Source organism: Devosia yakushimensis, from assembly GCF_030159855.1.
GTDB lineage: Bacteria > Pseudomonadota > Alphaproteobacteria > Rhizobiales > Devosiaceae > Devosia > Devosia yakushimensis.
Map to the genome: position 1 here is coordinate 3,289,211 of NZ_BSNG01000001.1, position 22,669 is coordinate 3,311,879.

At 56.0% G+C, this 22,669-nt stretch carries 17 protein-coding genes, 1 tRNA gene and 4 pseudogenes; 12 read left to right on the plus strand and 10 right to left on the minus strand.

All coding sequences use genetic code 11. From position 1 onward, the window contains the following. The first annotated feature begins 92 nt into the window (after positions 1–92). From QQL79_RS15895 to QQL79_RS15905, 3 genes are all read left to right on the plus strand, one after another. The gene (locus QQL79_RS15895) at positions 93–1,835 is read left to right on the plus strand and encodes a type I secretion system permease/ATPase (RefSeq protein ID WP_284392535.1); all 1,743 of its coding nucleotides are present in this window, start codon (positions 93–95) and stop codon (positions 1,833–1,835) included. Next, positions 1,828–3,141: an HlyD family type I secretion periplasmic adaptor subunit gene (locus QQL79_RS15900; RefSeq protein WP_284392536.1), complete on the plus strand. Its 1,314-nt coding sequence runs from the start codon at positions 1,828–1,830 to the stop codon at positions 3,139–3,141. Before QQL79_RS15895 ends, QQL79_RS15900 begins: the two co-directional genes overlap by 8 nt. 78 nt (positions 3,142–3,219) lie before the next feature. After that, the gene (locus tag QQL79_RS15905) at positions 3,220–3,552 is read left to right on the plus strand and encodes a hypothetical protein (protein WP_284392538.1); all 333 of its coding nucleotides are present in this window, start codon (positions 3,220–3,222) and stop codon (positions 3,550–3,552) included. Here the strand turns inward: QQL79_RS15905 and QQL79_RS15910 are convergent. Together QQL79_RS15910 and QQL79_RS15915 are read right to left on the minus strand one after the other, a co-directional pair. Then, a complete protein-coding gene (locus QQL79_RS15910) occupies positions 3,534–5,528 on the minus strand; it encodes an acyltransferase family protein (protein WP_284392540.1) in 1,995 nt (664 codons plus the stop codon). The two genes, QQL79_RS15905 and QQL79_RS15910, sit on opposite strands and share 19 nt — an antisense overlap. A gap of 285 nt (positions 5,529–5,813) precedes the next feature. Next, complete coding sequence (locus tag QQL79_RS15915) at positions 5,814–6,059, minus strand: hypothetical protein (protein ID WP_284392541.1); 246 nt, start codon at positions 6,057–6,059, stop codon at positions 5,814–5,816. Between the two features lie 249 nt (positions 6,060–6,308). Here QQL79_RS15915 and QQL79_RS15920 point away from each other — a divergent pair, with 249 nt between their 5' ends. The 3 genes from QQL79_RS15920 (at position 6,309) to QQL79_RS15930 (ending at position 11,018) form a co-directional block, all read left to right on the plus strand. Beyond that, complete coding sequence (locus QQL79_RS15920) at positions 6,309–7,487, plus strand: glycosyltransferase 61 family protein (protein ID WP_284392542.1); 1,179 nt, start codon at positions 6,309–6,311, stop codon at positions 7,485–7,487. 109 nt (positions 7,488–7,596) lie between these two features. After that, on the plus strand, positions 7,597–8,871 hold the full coding sequence (locus QQL79_RS15925; RefSeq protein ID WP_284392543.1) for an NDP-hexose 2,3-dehydratase family protein: 1,275 nt from the start codon (positions 7,597–7,599) through the stop codon (positions 8,869–8,871). Positions 8,872–9,008: 137 nt separating this feature from the next. Then, entirely contained in the window at positions 9,009–11,018 is a 2,010-nt protein-coding gene (locus QQL79_RS15930) for a glycosyltransferase (protein WP_284392544.1), read from the plus strand. A 40-nt stretch (positions 11,019–11,058) separates the two neighbouring features. Here the strand turns inward: QQL79_RS15930 and QQL79_RS15935 are convergent, their stop codons facing one another. The 7 genes from QQL79_RS15935 to QQL79_RS15965 form a co-directional block, all read right to left on the minus strand. Then, entirely contained in the window at positions 11,059–11,916 is an 858-nt protein-coding gene (locus tag QQL79_RS15935) for a sulfotransferase family 2 domain-containing protein (RefSeq protein WP_284392545.1), read from the minus strand. Between the two features lie 55 nt (positions 11,917–11,971). After that, complete coding sequence (gene rfbD, locus QQL79_RS15940; protein ID WP_284392546.1) at positions 11,972–12,874, minus strand: dTDP-4-dehydrorhamnose reductase; 903 nt, start codon at positions 12,872–12,874, stop codon at positions 11,972–11,974. Positions 12,875–12,892: 18 nt separating this feature from the next. Further along, entirely contained in the window at positions 12,893–13,948 is a 1,056-nt protein-coding gene (rfbB, locus tag QQL79_RS15945; RefSeq protein WP_284392547.1) for a dTDP-glucose 4,6-dehydratase, read from the minus strand. Position 13,949: 1 nt separating this feature from the next. Next, positions 13,950–14,522, minus strand: a complete 573-nt coding sequence (rfbC, locus tag QQL79_RS15950) for a dTDP-4-dehydrorhamnose 3,5-epimerase (protein WP_284392548.1) — start codon at positions 14,520–14,522, stop codon at positions 13,950–13,952. A 12-nt stretch (positions 14,523–14,534) separates the two neighbouring features. After that, the gene (gene rfbA, locus QQL79_RS15955; RefSeq protein ID WP_284392549.1) at positions 14,535–15,395 is read right to left on the minus strand and encodes a glucose-1-phosphate thymidylyltransferase RfbA; all 861 of its coding nucleotides are present in this window, start codon (positions 15,393–15,395) and stop codon (positions 14,535–14,537) included. 40 nt (positions 15,396–15,435) lie between these two features. Continuing rightward, positions 15,436–16,371 carry a glycosyltransferase gene (locus QQL79_RS15960; protein WP_284392550.1) on the minus strand — a complete coding sequence of 312 codons (936 nt, stop codon included), beginning with the start codon at positions 16,369–16,371 and terminating at the stop codon, positions 15,436–15,438. 237 nt (positions 16,372–16,608) lie between these two features. After that, positions 16,609–17,604: a sulfotransferase family protein gene (locus QQL79_RS15965; RefSeq protein ID WP_284392551.1), complete on the minus strand. Its 996-nt coding sequence runs from the start codon at positions 17,602–17,604 to the stop codon at positions 16,609–16,611. A 505-nt stretch (positions 17,605–18,109) separates the two neighbouring features. Here QQL79_RS15965 and QQL79_RS15970 point away from each other — a divergent pair. The 5 genes and pseudogenes from QQL79_RS15970 to QQL79_RS15990 all read left to right on the plus strand — a co-directional run. Further along, on the plus strand, positions 18,110–18,865 hold the full coding sequence (locus QQL79_RS15970) for an ABC transporter permease (protein ID WP_284392552.1): 756 nt from the start codon (positions 18,110–18,112) through the stop codon (positions 18,863–18,865). Position 18,866: 1 nt separating this feature from the next. Further along, entirely contained in the window at positions 18,867–19,664 is a 798-nt protein-coding gene (locus QQL79_RS15975) for an ABC transporter ATP-binding protein (protein WP_284392553.1), read from the plus strand. A 351-nt stretch (positions 19,665–20,015) separates the two neighbouring features. Continuing rightward, positions 20,016–20,123, plus strand: a pseudogene (locus QQL79_RS22540) (CoA-transferase); the annotation flags it as partial. A 200-nt stretch (positions 20,124–20,323) separates the two neighbouring features. Further along, positions 20,324–20,551, plus strand: a pseudogene (locus tag QQL79_RS15985) (CoA-transferase); the annotation flags it as partial. Between the two features lie 30 nt (positions 20,552–20,581). Further along, positions 20,582–21,195: pseudogene (locus QQL79_RS15990) on the plus strand (thiolase family protein); the annotation flags it as partial. Between the two features lie 320 nt (positions 21,196–21,515). On the opposite strand, the gene QQL79_RS15995 reads toward QQL79_RS15990, so the two are convergent. Further along, positions 21,516–21,592 (minus strand) — tRNA-Arg (locus QQL79_RS15995). A 731-nt stretch (positions 21,593–22,323) separates the two neighbouring features. On the opposite strand from QQL79_RS15995, the pseudogene QQL79_RS16000 reads away from it, so the two are divergent. Further along, positions 22,324–22,665, plus strand: a pseudogene (locus tag QQL79_RS16000) (transglycosylase SLT domain-containing protein); the annotation flags it as partial. Positions 22,666–22,669: the final 4 nt, after the last annotated feature.

Sequence of the window (22,669 nt, forward strand, 5' to 3'; positions counted from 1 at the left end):
GGACATTGGATTTGGAGAACCCATTCGGGTCGTGCCCGAGGGCCTCTGTTGTTCCTGGCCATTATGGAGCGACGCAATAGACGGGTAGAATTATGCGGGGATCGCTCAAGCTTTGGCAAAGCTCATTTCTTGGCTTGCTGGTGTTCGGACTAGGCACAAATCTCTTGATGCTCGTTGGCCCTATGTTCATGCTGCAAATATACGACCGCGTGTTACCTAGCCGCAGCATGCCAACACTTGTAACCTTGGTCTGTCTAGTTGTTGCGCTATATGCTTACTATTCAATTTTGGACTGGCTGCGCGCACGCGCTTTGATCCGCGTAAGTCAGCGTTTTGGCATACAGTGGTCTCGGGCTGCATTTGACGCCTCGGTGCGCCGCCCTCTTGCCATAGGGTCAAAATCGGACAATGACGCTCCGATTGACGATCTTGAACGCATTCGGTCTTTCCTCTCAGGACCTGGTCCGCTCGCAATCCTGGATATGCCGTGGATGCCCGCCTTTCTTGCGCTGGTGTTTCTGCTGCACCCCTTGCTGGGTTGGCTGGCCATATTGGGCGCCTTGGTAACCATCCTACTGCTGGCATTGCAGGAAATTTTGTCGCGTGGCCCCTCACGAGACACGGCTCGGGTTGGCGCGAGACGCGCACTTGTCGCTACTCATACCCGACAGAACGCCGAGACCGTCATGGCCATGGGGATGCTTGATCGATTGGGCGACCGCTGGACGGCCATAGGAAGTGAATATTTAGACGCGCAGGCGCAAACGGCGGATCGTATGGCCATGCTGTCGTCCGCTACGCGTGCATGGCGGCTCTTGTTGCAATCGGCCGTTCTTGCGCTGGGCGCCTGGCTGGTCATTTCGCAAGAAGTAACCCCGGGCGTGATGATCGCCGCGTCTATTCTTGTGAGCCGCGCGCTCGCGCCCATCGAGCAGGCCATCGGACAGTGGCGCAACTTCGTGGCAGCCCGACAGTCCGTGGGACGCCTTTCGCGCGTGCTTGAACATATGCAGGACGAGGCCCCAGGAACTGACCTGCCGCTGCCCAAGAACACACTCCAGGTTATTCATGTTCACGCTGCGGCACCGGGCACAACATCACCATTGCTGCAGGATATCAATTTCGCCCTGAAGGCCGGTGATGGACTTGGCATTATTGGGTTGTCGGGCAGCGGCAAGACCAGCCTGGTCCGGGTTTTGACGGGCGTCTGGTCTCACATTCGCGGCGAAGTTCGGCTGGACGGATCGACATATGGGCAATGGAGCGCTGCCCGCCTGGGCACCGCGATCGGCTACCTGCCTCAAACAGTCGATCTGTTTGACGGCACTATCGCTGAGAACATTGCACGCTTCGATCCTAACGCGGATTCACGCGATGTCCTCGAAGCTGCCCAGTTGGCCGGGGTCCACAAACTTGTCACCAAGTTTACCGATGGTTTTGACACACGTGTCGGTAGTGGCGGCATCGAATTGTCTGCGGGACAGCGTCAACGCATCGGGCTGGCGCGCGCGCTCTACCGCAGCCCTTTCCTCATCGTGCTTGACGAACCAAATTCCAATCTCGATGGCGATGGAGAAGCGGCACTTCATGCTGCCATCGCCGCTATTCGCGCGAAGGGAAGCATTGTCATTATCGTTGCTCATCGCGCCAGCGCCATTTCATCGATCGACCTGCTACTTCTGTTGCAGGACGGACGTCAGGTGCGTTTTGGGCCGCGGCAGCAGGTTCTGAAGGCGCTTGGGGCGACGAGCGGCACCGCCAGGGGCCCGAGCCTAAATTCTCTTCCGCCAAAGCCGGTCGGCATTGGCGCCAGCGAGGCGAATATAGATGGGTGATCAGCTGTCTGAAAAAGCCATCTCGGCCAGTTTGCGGCGCACAATGATATTGGGCTTTGTGTTAATCATCTTGCTGATTTTCGGCCTTGGTGGTTGGGCCTCGTGGGCAAAATTAAATGGCGCCGTGATCACCCCAGGTATCGTGGTGGTCGAAACAAAGTCTCAGAAAGTCCAGCACCGAGAAGGTGGGATCGTTCAACAAATTTATGTCAATGATGGCGACCTCGTAGCTGCAGGTGATCTCCTGGTAACTCTGGATCCAACGCTAGATTCTGCCAAAGTTGCCGAGTTGACCAAACAACTTGATGAACTCATGGCTGAAGAGGCGCGCCTGGAATCAGAACGCGACGGCACCGACGTCTCATTTCCGGAGGATTTGGTTCTGCGCGCAGCGAGCGATCCACGCGTGAATGCCCTGATTACGGGGCAGTCCAACCTTATGGAGGCGCGAGAAACCAGCAATGCGGGACGAAAAGCTCAGGTCCTCGAGCAGATCAAACAATTGGAACAGCAAGTCGTCGGAATTTCAGTCCAACGTGATGCACGGGCCACGACAATCGAGCTGATTGACGAGCAACTTGCAACCCTTAGGGCCCTCTTTGAGAAAAATTTGAGCACACGTCGAGAAATACTTGAATATGAACGAGAGCGCGCGGCATTGACTGGCGAACTGGGGGAGCTTGTATCGCGGATGGCGCAGGTGCGCGAGGCCATCAGTGAACGTCACTTGCTGGTCCTGCAACTGGGGGATGAGTTTCGGGAAGAGGTGTTGCAACGTCTTCAGACAGTCCGCGCTGAAATTACCCGCTTAGTCGAACAGAAAGTGGCCGCACAGGACAAACTTCATCGCATGGAGGTCCGCTCCCCGCGGGCGGGTGTTGTGCTGGAACTTGCTGTGCACACTATTGGGGGTGTTGTCGCTCCAGGCGAGGTGATGATGCTGATCGTGCCAAACGACGACGCACTGGTGCTTGAAACCCGCGTTCATTCGATCGATGTGGACCAATTGTTTCCAAACCAGCAGGCAGCAATTCGATTCCCCGCTTTCGAGCAAAGAAGCACACCGGAGCTGATGGCACGGCTGACCACACTTTCGCCCGATCTGGTAGAAGATCCCCGCACCGGGGTTACCTATTACGTCGCCCGCCTAACGCTGGACGTCGACGAGGTCGAAAAGCTCGGTGATCGGCAACTTGTGCCCGGCATGCCAGTGGAGGCTTTTTTTCAAACCGGTGAACGGTCTGTGCTATCGTACCTCATGAAGCCACTGACTGATCAAATCGCTCTTGCGTTCAGGGAGCAATAATCAGCTATCAAACGGATGTCGCCCAATGGCGGACCAGATCGGTCCTTAACTTTGCGGGCGGTCGAGCGGAGTTCTACAATGTGGCGATGGCAAAAAATCTGTCTGGCGATGGTGATTGGTAGTTTGGCGAGCACCGCGTCAACTCCGGCAAGTTTTGCCGGAATGCTGCCAAAGCCAAATGAGTGCGCACATTTGCAAGAGAGCGAGACGTCTTTGTTACCGCCGAGCACACCTTCTCCAATTGCGAACACCGCCCGCGATCCAGAAATTGCCGTGTGTGAGGAATTTGAGATTGCAGCACAACAGGGAACGGTGGAGGCCTATCGCTTGTTCATAGCCAGACACCCGGATCACGAACTGGCCAAACTGGCCAAGGCACTGATGGACAAGATTCAGTTCGGACCGTCGTGAACCTGTTCGAGCCAATCTGCCACCAATGGTCTAGCCCGGCGTGCGGCTTCCAAACTGGCGTGAGAATATACGTCACGGTATAGCAAGACGCCATCACGGTCTGTGTATTCGCAAATTTCATCGGGGCAAAACACCTCGAACAGGTCTAGCACGCGTATCTTTCTCGCATCGACCAGCGATTGGAGCAGCGCTGTCACCGGCCGAAAACGCTCAATTGTATCTACGCGGCTGTAGTATCGACAAAGTGAAAGTTCAGCCGAGCGCCACTGACGAAGCGCCATTTGAGGCGTGCATTGCGCGTCTCGAAGGAATGGCAGCGGCCCTAAAATTGACAGGCCGATATCACGTTTTGCCAGTTGATCGCTCAAAGCTATCAGACCATTGCGAAGGTCTTCCCGCGCCTCAACAACCCAATCGGACTCGTCTTTCGGCGCCAGCTTTTCGAGGTCGCTGATAATCAACACTTGATCACCCGGCTCCAAGCGCTGCAGCACGCCAGGAATAACCCGCTTCCAGTAGTCGACATTTGCTTCCGGACTATGAGAGCGCCACTCAATATCGGGCACGGGTGAACCGCCGAACTTCGCACTCAAAATGAAGCTCGTTTTGATGCCATGGTATATGTCGCTGACGTCAAACGCAGCGGCAAATGCCGGTGCGTAACTATTGCCGATGATCAGAACCCGAGACCGGGCATTGTCCAAGGTCTCTCCAACTGTACATCGCTCAAAGTCAATTTCCTTGCCGATATCCGCGTTGTCAACGAGCGCACAGTCGCGGCCGGCCCAAACAGTTCCGTTCTCGGAAATATATGGCAGAAAAAGCGAAGACCGTCCTAGCGAAGCGTCCATATCCAGTTGCTCGCCGAGCAGCGCCTGCCTCCCCACAACATTGTAAAGGTGCAGCCCACCCGCTGCTACCGCAATAGCAACAAGTCCGACACCTAGCTCGCGCTTCGGTGTCGCTGACCATTTTGCATGGCGTAGTGGTTGTTCAAGGTAAGCCCAGGAGAGATGCGCGATCAGGAGTGAGCCCAGGATTCCAAGCCAGGCCGTGCCTGTATGAACACCTATTGTCCACGATAAAAATACGACAATTGGCCAATGCCATAGGTAAAGCGAATATGAGATTCTTCCAAAATAAATAGATACCCGACTTCTAAGCGCCCAAACCGGATCAACGTCTTCATGTATCCAATACAGTGCGGCGCACGTAGCGACGGCGCAAAACACCGATGCAATCTGGCGGTCGATAGCAATCGGAAAAAATACCAATATGGCAATCGAAGCGACAACAATCGTTTTGAGTTCGACAATGCCTTTGGCTGGTTTTGGCGGGAAGCGATTTTGAAGCAAGAAGGCGAGCGCTCCCGCGGCAATTTGCCAGAACCGAAACACGACTATGTAAAAGGCCGCCAACGGATCGCTGTTGAATACGACGCCCCAAGCTACCAAGGACAGCAGTAGCAATCCCGCCAGCAAAAAGGTGACGCCCTTCCAGCCGCCAAGCCGCCAGCCGAGCCAAAATATTAGCGGAAAAACGAAGTAGAACTGCTCCTCCACACCGAGTGACCAGGTATGGGTAAAAGGGTTCAATTTCGAATTAAGGCCGAAATAATCCTGCTCGGAAATATATAAGAAGTTATTTGCAAAACCTATGACTGCCGCGATTCCAGTATTGATGCTTTGTTCCGGAAACGGATCAATCAGGGATATTACGACAGAGGTAATTGCGATCATGCACGCAAGTGCCGGCATGATGCGCTTTATTCGTCTTGTGAAAAAATCTATGAGAAATTGCTTTAGAGAGCCGTGTGGCCTGCGATTTATGGAGGCGGTGATCACAAAGCCCGAAATGACGAAGAATATATCTACGCCAAGCCCACCATTCGGCAGGCTTTCCGGGAAGAAGTGGTAGGCTAAAACTGCAAGTATTGCGAGCGCACGCAGGCCATCGATTTCCGCCCGATAGGTCATTGGGTAGCCTTGACGTGCAAGACCACGTCTCGATTTACGCCTGGAAATTCGCATGCGCTGCGAGATAATTCCCAAGACTCCAGCTGTTGGCGCGTTTCCGATAAGTAAGCTGATCGTAGAGGAGCGTTGATCGCCATGGATTCGTTCTTCGGTGCCTCTGCTTCAAGGTCGTTTAATCGTACAAGCGCGGGGTGGCAATCGGATTGCCCCCGGTGCGTGGCCAAGCTGGAGACCCGCAAAACCCCTCTCGCTTTGATGTGGTCATGATTCACTGATGTCGCCGGATCATAGAGCGCCATCATTGACCCGCATTCGCTTTCCAGCCTGAACGACCATCTCGAAGCCCTGAGCCAGCAGGGCGATCCGCTCGACGTTTTGGTGCAGACGTTGAATTTCGCGTATTTCCGGTCGATGCAGCGTCACAGATCGCAGCCAGCGCCAGAAGCCGCCGCGCCTGCGCGCGTGTTTTGTCTCATGGGCAAACGCCCTTAACTGCGAAGCCAGAAAATCACCTCGCAACGAAACCGGCATGGCGAACCTGCCTCGTTCGCACTTATGATTCAGAACTCAGCCGACTTGGTAATCCCCCCGGTTCACACCGATCGGGACTGGGTGCCACGCTCGCGACATCAGGCTAGGCGTGCATACATACTTGCAGAGATGGCTCCCAAGTGGCAATAGGGGCGAGCAGTAGGGGACGGCAAGGTCTGCGCAATTATCGGCCTGCTTGGCGAATCCCGACACGTCGCAATGTAAGACTCTGAATTGTAGTGGTACTCCATGAACGGCAATAAAGTCCTGGAACTCAAGTACAGCGACGAGTATGGCGAATACGGTTCAAAGGAACATTTTTTCCACTTTTTTTGGGGCTATGTGCTCCCTGGCATGCACGTAGCCATTACAACCACGCGGCGTGAGCCGGGCACCTATAGCCTTACTCTCGAGGACTGCGGCCCGGTCATGAACAAGGTATCCCAGGATCTATTTAGCCTGATCACCGCTGACATAAAATTCAAGAAGTCCGATGAATTTAGCGCAGATTGCGCACAGGTGCCGCGCTGGGACATCATGATCAACTTCGACAGCGTTCTGTTTGAAGATGAGCATAGTTTCCGCGGCTCCACCAAGAATTATCGGGAGAATGAGTTCCTGAAGAGCGTATTGAACCAGCCAGGCTTTCTGCAGAATTTCCAAAACGAACTGCGCGAGGTTCGTAGCTGGGTCCTTGGGCGTGTTATCGATTCCGAGGCGGCCGCGTCCAGCCTGATCATCCCGAGCGTGGGGGAGCTGAAATTAAGCGGTCCACCTGCCACACATGGCGTAAAAAAAGCCATCATCAAATTCCTTGAGCGCCAAGGCCCATGGCACGTTCAGCTGAGCCAAAAAGTGCTTCAGAGAAGCATAAACGTCGTTCGAATGGTCGTAGGAAAAACGCCTATCGCCATCTCTCCGAAGAGACAGGTTGCAGCCTCCCAGAAGACGCCGGTCGCTGCCTCTAGAAAGAGGAGGCGCAACGGCGGTGCGCGCGGCCCCAATTGCCTATTGCTGTGCCGGTCCCCCGAGCCGGAATACTATAGCGAAAATGGCCAAGCCGAGGCGAAGAAATATGGAGCCTCAAGGCGCTCGCTGGTCGAGATAGACGAATCGTTCGAGTACTTTAAGTCCAAAGGGCACAATATCGAGAAGTATGAACCTGGTTCGGAAAACATATTTGGCCAGATCAAAAGGTTCTATGCAAGCGACGCTGTCATTGGCATTAAGGGCGCCGAACTTTCGAACGTGTTCTGGATGAAGCCGGGATCCAAGATGTTTGTTGTCACGCCAAGCACCATGCGTTCTACGCCGGTCTATCAGCGCTTTTCCCGTTTCCTGGGCATTTCCTCAATTACGGTTTTTGGCGCAGACGGGCAAAACCCTAGCTTGTATCGCCTCCGGCGCGAGATCGACGACCAGCTGTAGCCTTGATGTGTGCTCACAAATCACACTAAACCCGCGGAGACACGAGACGACCCACGGATGTCGGAAAAGCCTTGGCTCACTGTCTCTTAGAAGAATTTGGTGGTAGAATATGAACCATACTTGCGAAACAGCTGACGCGCTTCGGCAGCATCGCGACGACAATTTGGCGAAGAGCAACTTCTCGCTAAAGGTCATACCCTTCGACACCAGCAACGACTGGTTCGTTAAGGACGGAGCTGTTTCACACCGGAGCGGTGGCTTTTTCCATGTCCTCGGGCTGACCCAGGCCAATTCCGATTTTGAATCGATAGTCCTCTATCAGCCGCAGAGTGCCCTGACCGGGCTGCTCATCACCCAGCATGAAGGCGTGGTCTACACCTGCGTTCAGGCGCGCGCTGAGCCTGGGAACACCGGCGTCGTGCAGTATGGCCCCACAATTCAATCAACGGCAGCCAACTATATGAAGTTGCACGGTGGCCGCGACACCGACTTCCTGAACCACTTCCAGTCCTATCCGTCTGGCTCGCGTCTCATTAGCTTCACCATGCAAACCGACCTCGGTGAGCTCTACTACCAGAAGAGCAAGACCCACAATTACATCGAGACGGACACATTCCTGCCCACCACGCTCAACACGACATGGGTGCCGGTTTCTGTTCTGGCTGAAATGTCGCTCGAGCCGTTCTTCCTCAATACGGACCTGCGGTCGCTCACGGCCATGTTTGACTGGGACTATTATGTCACAGGCGAACGCTCCAGCGATGCGCCGCCGACCGCCCTGTTGGAATACTATTTCAAGAGCAAGTCCCAGGCGAAAGAGCAGTACCTGCTAACCTCCATTCACGACCTGAAAAACTGGCGTGTGGTTCCGTCAGGGCTTGAGGCAACTGGTCCGCACAAGCGCAACCTCAATTTGTTTGAGTGCAAGGCGCTCACACGCGAAGTGTCCACCTGGGTGCAGCCACTGATTGGTGTTGAATCACCGGGCCTGGCGGTTCTGTATCGCAAGGGAACCGCGGCCGGCCCGCAATACCTGCTTAGCGTTCGCGAAGAATACGGCATTGATAATCAGACGACTATCGGCCCAAGCCGCGTTGTGCATCCGGGCGGCGATACGTCCGTCGTTGACCGCGTGGGCAAGCTCTACCGCACGTTCGAACACTCCGAAGAAGGTGGCCGCTTCATCAATCACGAAAGCACCTTCGAGATTCGCAATGTGGACGATAGCTATGTGGCGGCCCCCAATGAGTTCTGGGTGACGCCTGGTCAGATCAAGCAGTTGTTCCTTGCTTCCAACATCATATCGATCCAGCTGCGCGTCATGGCCTGCGGGATTGTGGATGAACTCAACCCGAAAACGCTGGGCGCCGCCCGCCCCGCTTAGGTTTAAGTCAAACTGGCAGACATGTTGGCCACCGGTTAAGTGTACGGCTTCCGAGAAGTCCTATGCTATTCCGGTGGCCAAATGCGTTTTCGCCTTCATGCACCTGCCGTTTTCGGCGATGAGGAAGACCAGATATCATGCCACTCGATCGCAGCGCCCCCAATTTGGGTATCAGTCGGCAGAAGTTTTCTGAACTGAAAAGAGCCGCCGATCAGGTAAAGCTCCGCAAGAACGCGTTTCGACAAATGTTGCGCGAGGGCCGTCTGATCGCCCTGTCGGGGGCCCTTGTTCGCCGATTGGGATCCAACGTGGAGAGCGCAGTCCGAATGCAGGGTGGGCTGGGCAAGACCCTGCAGCAGGCGGTCAACGAGCTTCGCCGTAGCGGCCCGAAAGGCCTTGTAGCAAAAACGTATCGTCGCCTGGGCGAACACACCGAGTTCGAGCCAATTCCGGACGATCCCGCTCGTGCGAGTCTCTACGACAAGACCTCGCCGTTTCAGTTCAGGCCCAACGGGGATTACGAGACGCTGTACCAGACCTATCTGGACAACCGGGCCAACCACAGGAACATCGCGATATTTCGCGCCGTCACGGGTGGCTATGATGAGGTGCTGCCCTATGAGCATTACCTCAATGACGCCGACTATTTTACATTCACCGACGAACCGGTAGCGGTCCACGGCCTCAATCTACCTGTCCCCTATTTCGATGCGTCGTCGACGCGCCGTGCGCGCTTCGTGAAACTGCATCCACACATGCTGTTTCCCGACCACAATGTGGCCGTCTGGCATGATGGCAATGTCATGATCCGTGACGACATTACGCCTCTGATCAACGCCGTTCTATCCTCCGGCCTGCCGATCGGCACGTTCCTGCATCCAACCCGCAGCGATGTCTACGACGAGGCCAAGGCCTGCATCGAGCAGAACAAGGACAACGCAGAGACGATCCTCAAGCAGATGGAACGCTACAGCGAGGAAGGCTTAGTTACGGACCAGTTGGTTGAGAGCAATTTCGTCGTCTACAATCTCAGGCACCCGGACCTGAAGGCCGTCCTGACCCGTTGGTGGGCCGAGCTCGACCGTTGTTCTTATCGCGATCAACTATCGTTCAACTACGCCGTGGACAGCGCAAAGACAGCGTTCCTGCCTTTGGCCGAGCGCCCGATCTGCGTTCGCAGCCACCCGGCTTTCGCGTTTTTTTCCAGCCATGGTGACGAGGGTCGCGAGTTCAGTTCCGAAACGATCGTCAAACCAGCATTCGACATCAACCCCATCGCCGCCCCTGCCAATAGAGCTGTGAAAGCGGATGTGCTGGTCTGTGTTCACAACGCCCTGGATGATGTGAAGGACTGCCTGGATAACGTCGTCCGGAATGGACAGGAATCGGTCCAAAACATCATCATCGTCGATGATGGCTCAGCCCAAGAAACGCAGCATTGGCTGGAGAACTTCGCCTCCTCGCATGCCAACGCCATGCTTCACCGCAACGACAAGGCCATTGGCTATACCAAAGCAGCAAATAAGGCGATTTCGCTCTCCACTGCTGACCACGTCGTCCTCCTGAACAGTGATGCCATCGTCGGATCGCAGGCCATTCAGAAAATGCTGGCCTGTATGGACGGTCTGGAAGGTTGTGGCATCGTTGGTCCCCTCTCCAATGCGGCAAGCTACCAGTCCATTCCGCACCACCTGAGTGCGGCCGGGCAAACCGCCGTCAATGCGCTTCCGTCCGGCCATTCGGTCGATGACATGGATGCGTGGTGCGCGCAGAATGCTCAGGGTCTGCCGTCACCCGGCGTGCCTTTGGTGCACGGCTTTTGCATGTGCATTAAGCGCGAGGTCTTCGAAACGATCGGTCGTTTCGACGACGATGCCTTTCCCTCCGGCTATGGGGAGGAGAATGATTTCTGCACCCGCGCTGCGGAAAACGGCTTCCGACTGAACATCGCCATTGACGCGTTCGTCTTTCACGCGAAATCCAAGAGCTATTCGAATGACGAGAGGCGCAAGGCCCTCATGACCGCTGGCAGCGCCCAACTCCGCGACATGCTTGGCGCCGATCGCCTCAACCGCCTCATCCAGTCGATGCAGAACAATCCGACCCTTGCCGAAATGCGGAACAGGGCACTGAGCCTCTACAACTGAGAGGCCGGGCTGCGCCGGCGCAAGGTTGCAGTGACTGAACTTACTGAAGAAGCGCCTCCAGCTTCTTAGCGCCAAGCGGGTAAATCGCATTTAGTGACCTGATGCAGTCGTAATCCCGGGAAAAGACCAGTTTAAGGTTTTCCCGCGCCACTGTGCTCAGCGCCATGTTCTTCTCGAACAACGTGTCGTCACTCTTGTTCTGGCGGCTAATGCCATCTACCCCGAGGACTCTTTCCATATCTTCGGCCAGCTGGTCTTGCGTAAAAACACAATACACCTGTTCCGGTGAGATATTGGTAAGGAGCCCCTCCAAATAGTATGCAATATCATGCCTGAAATGCGTGATGCTAAGCATGGATCTCATAGCCTCGTTTGAAAGATGACCGTCCTTAACAAGAGCCTCTGCGAGATCATTCAACCTCTCGTACTTGACTAACGCTTCAAACTCGCCGGGATACTGGAATTCCTGCTTTCTCTCCTGAACGACTTTCTGATATCGCCAGGCGAAGGCTGAGATGAGCCTATCAATGGGGTTTCTGAGAACAAAAAGGTAGCTTGCATTACTCTGGTAATACGGCGGGCGAAGATGAACCCGGCTAATGCGCGTAAATCTGCTCTGGATCGCCGGGCTGATGGCTAGTGCATCAGCAACCGAATATCCTCCACACTTGCCGATATGCACGAAGGTCAGTTCGTCCCGCGACCCGTCGGTATATTTTTCATCATGGAGCACGCGCTCGCGCTCCAAGCGATCGATTGGAGCGAAGTGGAAGTATTTAGGCTTCTTCTGCCGAACGGACGGTTTTGCAACATCGATTGCTGCGTCCGCTTCGAGCGGAACGGCAGCTTCGGCTTCAGCTGCAATGCCAGCCTCAACTTCTGGAGATTTCCCGGTCAAGTAACGTACCTCCCCGGCAAGCACCAGGCACTACTGATCACATTTGGTCGCGATCTCATGGGCCGCCGTTTTCCCGCGCGATCTCTTTCAGGCACTCTTCCAGCGACACAGACCACGGTGGGCACCGAAATCCGAAAACACTTTCCAGCTTGGAGCAGTCCAACCGGGAGTTTCTGGGCCGAACGGCCTTTGTGGGGAAGGCATCCGTCCCGACCGGCTTGACGCGAGCCGATGGGAGGTTCAGCCCCCTGCTTTGGCGATAAACCTCTCTTGCCAGATCGCACCACGTCGCAGTTCCAGTTCCTGTGAGGTGATAGACGCCCCACACATTGTCATCAGCAGCGCTGGGGGCCGACAACTTTTGAACCACAGCCAGGACGCCGTCAGCCAGATCAAAGGCGGATGTCGGACATCCATATTGATCATCGACGATGGTCAGTTCCTCGCGCGTTTGCGCGAGCTGCAACATTGTCCTGACGAAGTTCTTGCCGAAGGGCGAGTACACCCACGCAGTTCGCAGGATCACGTGCCTCGGGTTTTCTTCGATAACACGACGTTCGCCCGCCAGTTTGCTGCGCCCATAGACAGACAATGGGTTGACCGCATCATCTTCGGTCCAGGCAGCGGGTTTTAAGCCGTCATAGACATAGTCCGTGGAAAGGTGGATCACCGGCGCGCCGACCAACGCTGCCCCGCGGGCAACCTGCCCCGCGCCTTCCCCATTTATGCGCATGGCGAGGTCGGGTTCATCTTCGGCCAGATCGACCGCGGTCCACGCAGCAGCGGAGACGACAATATCCGGTCGATGGGAGACGATTGTCTCGGCTATGTCTTCTGGCTTACTCAGGTCCAGTTCCGGGCGGCCAACCGTGACCAGGTCGAGGTCGCCACACTCGGCGCAACGATGCCTAAGGGCGGTGACGACCTGCCCTTCCGTACCAGTGACAAGTATTTTCACGATCTGCCGCCGGGGCGCTTACCGCGCCCCGCCCCGCCGCTTGAGGGACTGCTGGGCATCGAGCAGAGGCGACCACCACCAAGGGTTGTCGATGAACCAGGATACGGTCTTGGCGATACCGGTTTCGAACGTTTCTTCAGGCTGCCAGCCCAACTCAGTTCGGATCTTCGTCGCATCGATCGCATAGCGCCGATCGTGGCCAGGCCGGTCGGTTACAAACGCGATCTGCTCACGGTATGACTTACCGTCAGCGCGCGGCTTCTGCTGGTCCAGGATGTCACAAATGGTCTCGACGACGCTCAAATTTGTGCGCTCGTTGTTCCCACCGATATTGTAAGTCTCCCCCATCTTTCCGGCCGTGATGACCAGCGCCAGCGCCCGTGCGTGATCATCGACATAGAGCCAGTCACGGACATTTTCGCCACGGCCGTAGATCGGCAGTTCACGGCCATCAAGCGCGCTTAGCGTGACGAGCGGAATGAGCTTTTCCGGGAAGTGGTAGGGACCGTAATTGTTGGAGCAGTTGGTAATTAGGATCGGCAATCCATACGTATGATACCAAGCCCGTACGAAATGGTCCGAGGCGGCCTTGGAGGCGGAATATGGGGAAGACGGTGCATAGGGGGTCGTCTCGGTAAACAAACCGCCATCAAAGGGCAAATCCCCATAAACTTCGTCCGTGGAAACGTGGTGGAACCGGAAACTGTCGCGCCGCCCCCCACTGAGCGTGTCCCGATGCCTGGTCGCTGCGGACAACATTGAAACAGTGCCGACCACATTGGTATCGACGAATACGCCCGGACCATCAATGGATCGGTCGACGTGGCTTTCTGCCGCCAGATGCATAACACCATCGACGTTATGGGCCTGCATCACTTCGAAGATTTTATCCGTATCGCGGATATCGGCGTTCACGAAGGCATAGTTATCCCGCCCCTCGACCTCCTTCAGCGACGTCAGGTTTCCGGAATAGGTAAGTTTATCGACATTGATGACCTCGTGATTTTCTTTCACGAGATGCCGACACACGGCGGAGCCGATGAAACCGGCGCCTCCAGTAACCAGTATGCGCAATTCATTTACCCCCAGTGTATTCGTAGTTGTTGTCCACATCGGCAAGGAGAAACGCATTCCTGTCCTTTTCCGAGACAACCAATGCTTCGAGGTCCATGGGCCAGTCGATCCCTATTGCGGGGTCATCAAAGCGGATCGCCCGCTCCTCTTCCCGCGCATAGTGGCTCGACACCTTGTAATAAATGTCAGTGTTAGGCTCCAGCGTGACAAAGCCGTGCGCAAAACCTTTGGGTACGAATACCTGATTGCCCTTATCGGCTGAGATCTCAAGCCCGACCCACTTGCCGTAGGTTGGTGATCCCTTTCTGATGTCAACCGACACATCGAAGATCGACCCGGACGCGACCCAAATCAGCTTGGCTTGGCCATAAGGCTCCCTCTGAAAGTGGAGCCCGCGCAGCACGCCTCGGCATCGCGAATGCGAATGATTGTCCTGTACGAAGATTTCATGGACACCATGCTCGGCAAGACGACGATCGCTATAAGTCTCAGAAAAATGTCCGCGGGGATCAGGAAACCGATCTGGTATGATTTCCAGGACGCCGGCGATTGATGTCTTATTGACCGTTATCATAAATTAGACCGCCTAAATCAGGCTTCGTAGATATGACGCATATTGTGTCTTCCCAAGGGTCTGGGCGCGACGTTCAACCATGCCCGCGTCGATCCATCCGTGCGAGAATGCAATTTCTTCGGGGCAGGCGATCTTGATACCTTGCCTGTGTTCAATTGTACGCACGAAGGCGCTCGCCTCATGCAGGCTGTCATGTGTGCCAGTATCGAGCCAGGCATAGCCTCTACCGAATTTGGCAACCTTTAACTGGCCGCGCTCGAGGTAGATCCTGTTCACATCGGTGATTTCCAGCTCCCCGCGCGCGGAAGGTTGGATGCTCGATGCAATGTTGACAACGTCATTGTCGTAGAAATAGAGGCCTGTCACAGCCCAGTTCGACTTTGGCTTTGCCGGCTTTTCTTCAACCGAAATGGCACGGTCATTTTGATCAAACTCCACGACACCATAGCGCTCCGGATCAATTACCTGATAGGCAAATACCGTTGCGCCGTCTTCGTTCCCAATTGCCTGCTGGCAAATTTGTGATAGGCCCGCGCCGTGGAAAATGTTGTCGCCCAGGATCAGCGCGACACTTTCATTTCCAATGAATTCCTTGCCGATAATAAAGGCTTCCGCGAGCCCGTTGGGCGCCGCCTGGGTTGCATAGGTAATACTGACGCCAAAATTCGATCCATCGCCCAAAAGCGCAGTAAATTGCGAAGCATCTTGTGGAGTAGTGATCACCAGAATGTCGCGGATGCCGGCAAGCATCAGAACGGACAGAGGATAATAGATCATCGGTTTGTCGTAGACGGGCAGCAGTTGCTTCGACACAGCTATGGTACAGGGGAAAAGCCGTGAGCCCGACCCGCCTGCTAGTATGATACCCTTCACGACTGCCTACCTATCAATTTTCGATGACTTTGGAAGTGATTTAGAGGCGCCCCATCAGTGACGCAACATACAGCGATACTGTGCCTGCCCTTGTTTGCCTCCATACACCAGATTGCCTTAGCCAGTTCAAGCGGCCTAAAGGTGACCTTAGCCTTGCATGCTTGAAAGACTGCAATGTGGCTCGCGCCTCGGAGGTGAGCTGCTCGATATTGTCATCGAGCAATTCGATGTGCCTATCCTGCCAGCGTCGCCACGTGCCATCCACCACCATGCGCAGCCGTGCTGCACGTGCCAAGTAGGAGCGGTTCTCGCCTATCAGGTTCCCGCCGTGCTGCCGGTACAGGGTCAACGGTTCCTGGTCATACTTGACGACGCCACCACTCCCGCTGACCATGATGTAGGCCCACCAATCGTGGCTTACCGGAGCGGCCCGCGAAAGCGAACGCTTCAAGATATCGAATGCAGCGCGATTCATTGTCATCGTGTTGCCGCCGGCTATGGATTGGACGAGCGCGTTCTCAAAAGCAGGGACACGTGAAAAGAGCGGGGACAGCCGGCCGATATCGTGACCCTCCCTGTCGATCATGCGCGTACGACCGCAATAGAGCGCGGGAACATGACTAGGCTGCTTGCGCAGCCAATTAATGGAACGCTGGGTTTTGTCGGCCAGCCAGATATCATCCTGGTCGCTAAACGCGATAAAATCGGTTTTTGGCGTGCAATTAAGCAAAAGCGACCTGAAATTTTCCGCGAAACCCTTTTGAGGACCCGCAGCATACTGAAGGTCAATCTTGGGAACGCTTTGTATGATTTGGTACAATGCGTTGCGTGTTCGGTCTGATTTACTATCATCGGAGACGACCAGGTGGATATTCGTTGCATCCTGGTTTGCAAAAGACTCAATCTGAGGCCCGAGAAACTCTTCACCTTCATAGCTCGCCATCAGGATTGTTAAATCATCCGATACGTCGTTCATTTCCACACAAAATTTCCGTTTTTGAAACGCGATACACGCCGTTTCAGAGCGCAACTCAACAGTTGAGCAGTCGGCAGTTTGTCATTCAATTCGGCCGCGAGACTGAACGGAAAACGCCATGGCCTGGACCGGAACCCACCGGCGCGACTATGCGCTATGCGGACCGCTCTATTCAAGTGATCGAACGGTCAGGAAGACACACTTGTGCAGCCGCTTCCACTGGTCGGCGGTCGCTTCCTACCCTCTGATTTTTGACCTTAGATAGAAAACAATGTGATCCAGAAAGCCGGCGAGTTTCAGTACCTTTCTGGAGCGAATAGAGGGGGAAGCAAAGTCAACGCCGCCCCCTGCCTTGCTATGTCTGGCGAAATGATATTCCAAATCCTGCAGGATGAATTTTTGCGCGCCGGTCGGTTTATAGCCGAAGTCCCCGTCGGGCTTCGCCTTTCTTTCCAGAAAGCTCCAGAGGATGCGCTGCTCTACCGTAAGCATTTCCATTTCTTCCGGCTCAGCCACAGAGCGCTGCAGCGACCTATCAATAAAATCTGGCGAATCCTTCGGCCTGCCTAGCCCTTTGGCGCCCAGCGCGGCAAGCTGGTCGACCACACTGTCTAATGTCGTGGCCTGATCAGCAATTAAGTCGTGATACGAAACAACGACGCATGGGAGGTGCTTCACCGACTGCAAGGCGGCCCAATTGTACTTTTCCCAGAGCGCAATCCCTTGCTGGAGAGATATTTGATTTCTGGTTCTGAGTGATTTCGCCACCTCAATTGGGTTGCGGTATATCAGAATGCAAATGGGATTTGGAACCAGATCGATGAGCAACGGGAGCAGAAGGCAGAGCCTTGGTTCCTTTATGATCCAGGTTTTGGCCTTCGAAAGGCTCTCAACAATCCCGGAAAATCTCTGGCGTTGTTGCTCAAGCTGATTTTGCTCAACCTGGCCTATTTCGAAATTTGAGATTTTCCACCAGTCTGCATGCGCCGCGTGCAAGAGCGCATCGCAGATTTCCCTGACGTCCCTGCGCTCGAAGAACCCTTTCTGGTTCTCAACACTGGCCCCCGTGAGATCGCTGCTGTGACCAGCATTGGCCCCTAGTGAATGCAGGGCCCCCGTTAGCGCTGAGGTGCCAGACCTGTGCATGCCGACGATGATCAGGCCCGTGCTTTCTTCCAAGGTCTGCTCTCCCAGTTCCCGTAGACCATAGACTGACGCGCGTGTCTCGAGCATCCCGCACTTCCGTTCGTCAGGAAGTCGACCTGCTTTAGTTAAAGGCTTGTCGTCAAGCAAGGGGGGGGGGGGGGGGTTGAGCCTGGTTGCCGACACACCGCTATCTTGGTCTGCGTGTTGCCGGGGGCTGGAGGTCCGGGTCACCGTGGCGTCCTTGCGCCGATTACAATCTAAACCGGCCGCACTCGCGGCTGGGTTGGATGACGCCCAGAGAATACGCCGACACCTTCAACCCGCGACGGGATCTACCGCTTCGTTCCATGACCAGCCCCGTCGCTCACCCCGGCCAGATCGGCCAAACCAACCGTCCAAGTCTACCTAACGCTGGATGGAAGTTGGGGCAACGTCACGGCCACCTGCTGCCGCAATTCTAGGTCGGGGTGCGCTTCGATGTCGGCGACGAGTTGAGCGCACCTCACTTTGACCGAACATGCGGCTTAGGCTAAGTAGCGGCGCACCTTAAATGCACGGAGACCTTATGGGCATTTGGCAACGAGTACGACCGATGCTTTCGGTCGCGGTTCGCTTTTTGCGGATCAGTTATCTCGAGGCAAAATCGGAATATCAGGGAACAAAGTTGGGGCTGGCATGGGTGCCGGTGTCGACTTTGATCTTCACCGCCATGCTTGCGCTGGTGTTTCACCATTCCGATACCAGCAACCAGGTCGACTTTTTTCTCTATGTTCTTGCGGGCTATGTGCTCTGGGACTTCATTTCCGACTCCATCTCCGGCAGCGTCGATATCATTCAGAAACGCCTGGAATTTGCGGTGCATAACAACCTCACCCTGTTTGGGCTGTTTCTGAAGATCCTGGCGGACAGGCTATTTATATATGCAATGGATGTCGCGTTGCTGGTGATTTGCGTGGTGCTGCTCAAGTGGAGCGCCCTAGGCATTCATCTCTTGCTGTTCGCGCCATTCGTTTTCATAATAATGGTCGCGTCTCTTTCGCTCAGCTACATAGTAAACTTGATCACCATCTACCACCCGGACATGTCTTTACTGATAAAGACGGCCGTCCGGTTCGTATTCTTCGCATCTCCAATATTCTGGGTCGCTGATGATGCGGACGGTATTCGCGGTCTGCTGGGCACGTATAATCCGGCAGCTTATTTCCTGTCGATGTCCCGCCAGGTTTTTGGAATAGAACCGCTGGCGGGCCACAAGTGGCTTATCGCAACGCTATTCACGCTCATTTTGGCAGTAATTGCCATGATCACTTATCGTCGCACTCAGGGCTTTGTGAGAAATCTCAAATAGCATGGCAAGTATCGACATAAAAGACGCGTCCGTAAGCTACTTCCTTCGCAAACGCGGTGGCGCTGTTGAAAAGAAGCTCAGTCGTGGGGCGGTTGGCGCCCGTATCGTCGTCGGAGAGCGCTATCTTGAGATCAACGCCCTAAGGAATATTTCGCTGTCGCTGAAAACCGGTGATCGCGTCGGCCTGATTGGAATCAACGGCTCCGGCAAGTCGACATTGCTCAAGCTTTGCTCGGGGGCCTTGGCCGTCCAGTCCGGAAGCATCGACATAGACGGTCGCGTCTCGCCCCAGTTTGCGCTCGGTTCCGGGATCAAACCAAATCTGACCGGTCGGCGAAATGCGGAGCTCAAGTGCTTGTACATGGGGACCTCACAACGCTCGATCCAGCAGAGCGTGGAGGAGGTCAAGGAACTCAGCGATCTCGGCGGTTACTTCGAACTGCCGGTCCACACTTATTCGGCCGGCATGAAGTCACGTCTCGTAATGAGCCTGATGAACCTCGTGCATGCAGACATCCTGATCATGGATGAGTGGATCAACGCGGCTGACGCCAGCGTCAACAAGACTGTCAATGAGTTGCAGGCGAGGCTGATCAAATCCGCTTCGATATTGGTGTTGGCCAGCCACTCCCAGCGTGTCTTGCGCGACTGGACGGATTCTCTGCTCTGGTTGGACCAGGGCGAGGTGAAGGCCTATGGGCCGTTCAGAGAGGTCTTCCGCGAATACAAGCGTTGGACGGAAAAAGGGTTGGATGAGCGCCCTATACCGGTAAGGCGCGCCCAACCAAAGTCGTACTGATTATTCGACTGCTTGCGGGCGGAAGCGGGGGCACGGAGTGATCGTTTTGTGAATTGGCAACTTCCTATCCTAGGAAGGTTCGACACTACTACCTGTCATTTGACGAAAAAACTATGTGGACTGCCCCTGGTTTGACGACACTTCCTGATGTGCCACCGCCGAGACTTTCACGTCCAGGGCCAGCGCCTCTTCCACGACCGTAGATCGTCAATTGCCGCGCTGCCCCTACGCGTAAAAAACGGCCGGAAATTTCCTCCACCGCCGTTGCCGATAACCCGGCTGCAGCTGCGAGGCTTTTGAGAACACGACCGACGATGATCGGGTTCATGTATCGCTCAACTGTGTGATTTTGGTATACTGGCCGAACGCATCCGCGCCGGCGGCGCAGGCATTCCGGCTTTCTTCACCAGGACTGGTGTCGGCACACTGATCGCCGAAGGCAAGGAAGTTCGCAGTTTCCGGCATCTTTGCCAGCCGCATCGTGCATGTGCCCCGGCCGGCTAAGCATATCGAGCAACGCACCCTGCGCCAGCGTCAGCAGGAGCCCGTGTGATGGCCTGGACCCGTGACCAGATGGCCGCTCGCGCCGCCCGTGAAGTCGAAGTTGGCTTCTTGGCACCGGTATCCCAACGCTAGTGGCCAACTACATTCCCATCGGCATGGACGTGCGGCTGCAAAGCGAGAATGGCATGCTGGGCATGGGACCCTTCCCCTTTGCAGGCGAAGAAGATGCCGATCTCATCAACGCCGGTAAGCAGACGATCACCGAACTGCCCGAGACCAGCTTCTTCTCCAGCGCCGACAGCTTCGGCATGATCCGCGGCGGCCACATCGATCTGTCGATCCTGGGCGCGATGCAAGTGGCCGAGAATGGCGATCTCGCCAACTGGATGATCCCGGGCAAGATGGTCAAGGGCAGCGGTGATGCGCGCATCATCGTCGCGGGCGGACAGGAATCCATGTCGCTGTCGCCGCATTGCCAGTACCTGCGCGGCGCCATCAGGATGGGGCCGGTTACGCTTGTGGACACCATGCTCAGCGAGGGTCTTACCGACGCCTTCGGCAACTACCACATGGGCGTCACCGCCGAGAATGTCGCGCGCCAATTCGGCATCACGCGCGAAGAGCAGAATGCGTTTGCGCTGGCCAGCCAGCAGAAGGCCGCTGCAGCACAGGTTGGTGGGCAGTTCGAGACCGAAATATCCGACACTCATGGGTACTGGGCCAACCCCAGCCTCGCGCAAGGCCATGGAACGCGCCGGCTGGACCATCGACGATCTCGACCTGATCGAGGCCAACGAAGCGTTCGCCGCTCAGGCCTGCGCCGTCTCGCGCGGCATGAACTGGGACCCAGCCAAGGTCAATGTCAACGGCGGCGCCATCGCCATCGGCCACCCAATAGGCGCCTCGGGCGCCCGTGTGCTGGTCACGCTACTCCATGCCATGCAGTCCCGCCGAGCGCAGAGGGGGGATTGCCAAGCTCTGCATCGGCGGCGGCATGGGCATAGCAGTCTGTGTGGAGCGCTGGTAGGAGCCGAATGGCGACGTCACTTGGTCAGAACGTCCGCTAATGTCCTGGTAAGCGCCCGAAAGCCGTTAGTTCGCAACCGGCCCCCACAACCACCGTTTGTGGAGTGCTGCCTTCGTGGGCAGCGGTCAAACGCCGGCATTTTAGTGAGGTGCAGTTTTTGACAGGAAGTTGGCCAGATATCGCTGCATTGCACATGAAGTCGCATCGTTTGACGCGCAGTCATAGCACACAACCAAGCTTTGACGCTTACGCGCAGATTGCGCGGTATCTGAGCAAACGACCGATATCTAGGCGCAACCCACTGTAATACCCAGTGAAATTGGCGCACCCGACAAGATTCGAACTTGTGACCTCTGCCTTCGGAGGGCAGCGCTCTATCCAGCTGAGCTACGGGTGCTTCCGTGACGCGGGGGGAACCCCGGCTGAACGGGGTGCAAACTATCCAAAGAGGATGAGCCGCGCAACGGGGGCGATGAAGAAATCCCATGGTGTCCGTGATGACGCGCATCGGGAGGCGATGGCAGTGTCCGATTGGCACCAGGATGGACATGCCGGGCTTATCGCATTGCCGGCGCCTCTGGCAGTGCGGCTCGGGCCATGAGGCGCATCGGGCACGCTTGTCGCTGGACCGAGGACTTGGTGGCTTCAGGCCATCGCCGGAGCGCGGGGCGGGTTCGCCCCCCACCGGGACCAACGCAAGCAAAGGACAAGCCCCGGACGCCCTCCAGATCGCCCGATCACCGTTTTGCCATCAAGCCGCCCCGATTTGTCCTTATCGCGCAAGGGGAGCTGAAGCATTGGCGGCCGGGATTTGGCCGGTTGCGCAGGGTTCTTGTTAAAATGGTAACCATTTTTTCAGACCGGGGCTCTATCGCGCCTGCAGCAGAAACGGTCTAGGGTGACCTTATGGCATATGCACAGATCTCCGGGATGTCGGCGAAATCGATTGGCGCGGCGGCATTGCTGGCCTTGCTGGTTTCGGGCTGCTCGATGAGTTCGCTCAAGCCCGCGCCTGGTCCCGCCACGGCGGCCATTGCGGCGCTGGCGCCGACCCAGCCGGGTCATGTGCCCAAGGCCGATGCGGTGCCGATGGCGCCCCAGGCCATGGGCTATGCCGCCAGCGGGAGCCTTGATGGCCTTATCGCCCATTATTCCCAGCAATATAGCGTGCCCGAGGCATTGGTGCGCCGGGTGATCGTGCGGGAAAGCAACTATAATCCTGGTGCGCGCAACGGGCCCTATTACGGATTGATGCAGATTTCCCATGCCACGGCGACCGGCATGGGCTATCGCGGCTCGCCCGCCGGCCTGCTCGATGCCGAAACCAATCTGCGCTATGCGGTGCGCTACCTGGCCGGTGCCTATGTGACGGCACGCGGCAATCACGACCAGGCTGTGCGCTTCTATGCCGGCGGCTATTATTACGATGCCAAGCGGGCCGGGCTATTGCAGGTTTCCGGGCTCCGCTGATCCC

Bases quoted from the DNA above. Each gene is read 5' to 3' on its own strand.
- QQL79_RS15925 (WP_284392543.1), top strand. From the start codon at position 7,597: ATGAACCATACTTGCGAAACAGCTGACGCGCTTCGGCAGCATCGCGAC.
- QQL79_RS15910 (WP_284392540.1), bottom strand. From the start codon at position 5,528: ATGACCTATCGGGCGGAAATCGATGGCCTGCGTGCGCTCGCAATACTT.
- rfbC (WP_284392548.1), bottom strand. From the start codon at position 14,522: ATGATAACGGTCAATAAGACATCAATCGCCGGCGTCCTGGAAATCATA.
- QQL79_RS15895 (WP_284392535.1), top strand. From the start codon at position 93: ATGCGGGGATCGCTCAAGCTTTGGCAAAGCTCATTTCTTGGCTTGCTG.
- QQL79_RS15900 (WP_284392536.1), top strand. From the start codon at position 1,828: ATGGGTGATCAGCTGTCTGAAAAAGCCATCTCGGCCAGTTTGCGGCGC.
- QQL79_RS15930 (WP_284392544.1), top strand. From the start codon at position 9,009: ATGCCACTCGATCGCAGCGCCCCCAATTTGGGTATCAGTCGGCAGAAG.
- QQL79_RS15965 (WP_284392551.1), bottom strand. From the start codon at position 17,604: ATGCTCGAGACACGCGCGTCAGTCTATGGTCTACGGGAACTGGGAGAG.
- QQL79_RS15915 (WP_284392541.1), bottom strand. From the start codon at position 6,059: ATGCCGGTTTCGTTGCGAGGTGATTTTCTGGCTTCGCAGTTAAGGGCG.
- QQL79_RS15970 (WP_284392552.1), top strand. From the start codon at position 18,110: ATGCTTTCGGTCGCGGTTCGCTTTTTGCGGATCAGTTATCTCGAGGCA.
- QQL79_RS15975 (WP_284392553.1), top strand. From the start codon at position 18,867: ATGGCAAGTATCGACATAAAAGACGCGTCCGTAAGCTACTTCCTTCGC.
- QQL79_RS15960 (WP_284392550.1), bottom strand. From the start codon at position 16,371: ATGAACGACGTATCGGATGATTTAACAATCCTGATGGCGAGCTATGAA.
- QQL79_RS15920 (WP_284392542.1), top strand. From the start codon at position 6,309: ATGAACGGCAATAAAGTCCTGGAACTCAAGTACAGCGACGAGTATGGC.
- QQL79_RS15905 (WP_284392538.1), top strand. From the start codon at position 3,220: ATGTGGCGATGGCAAAAAATCTGTCTGGCGATGGTGATTGGTAGTTTG.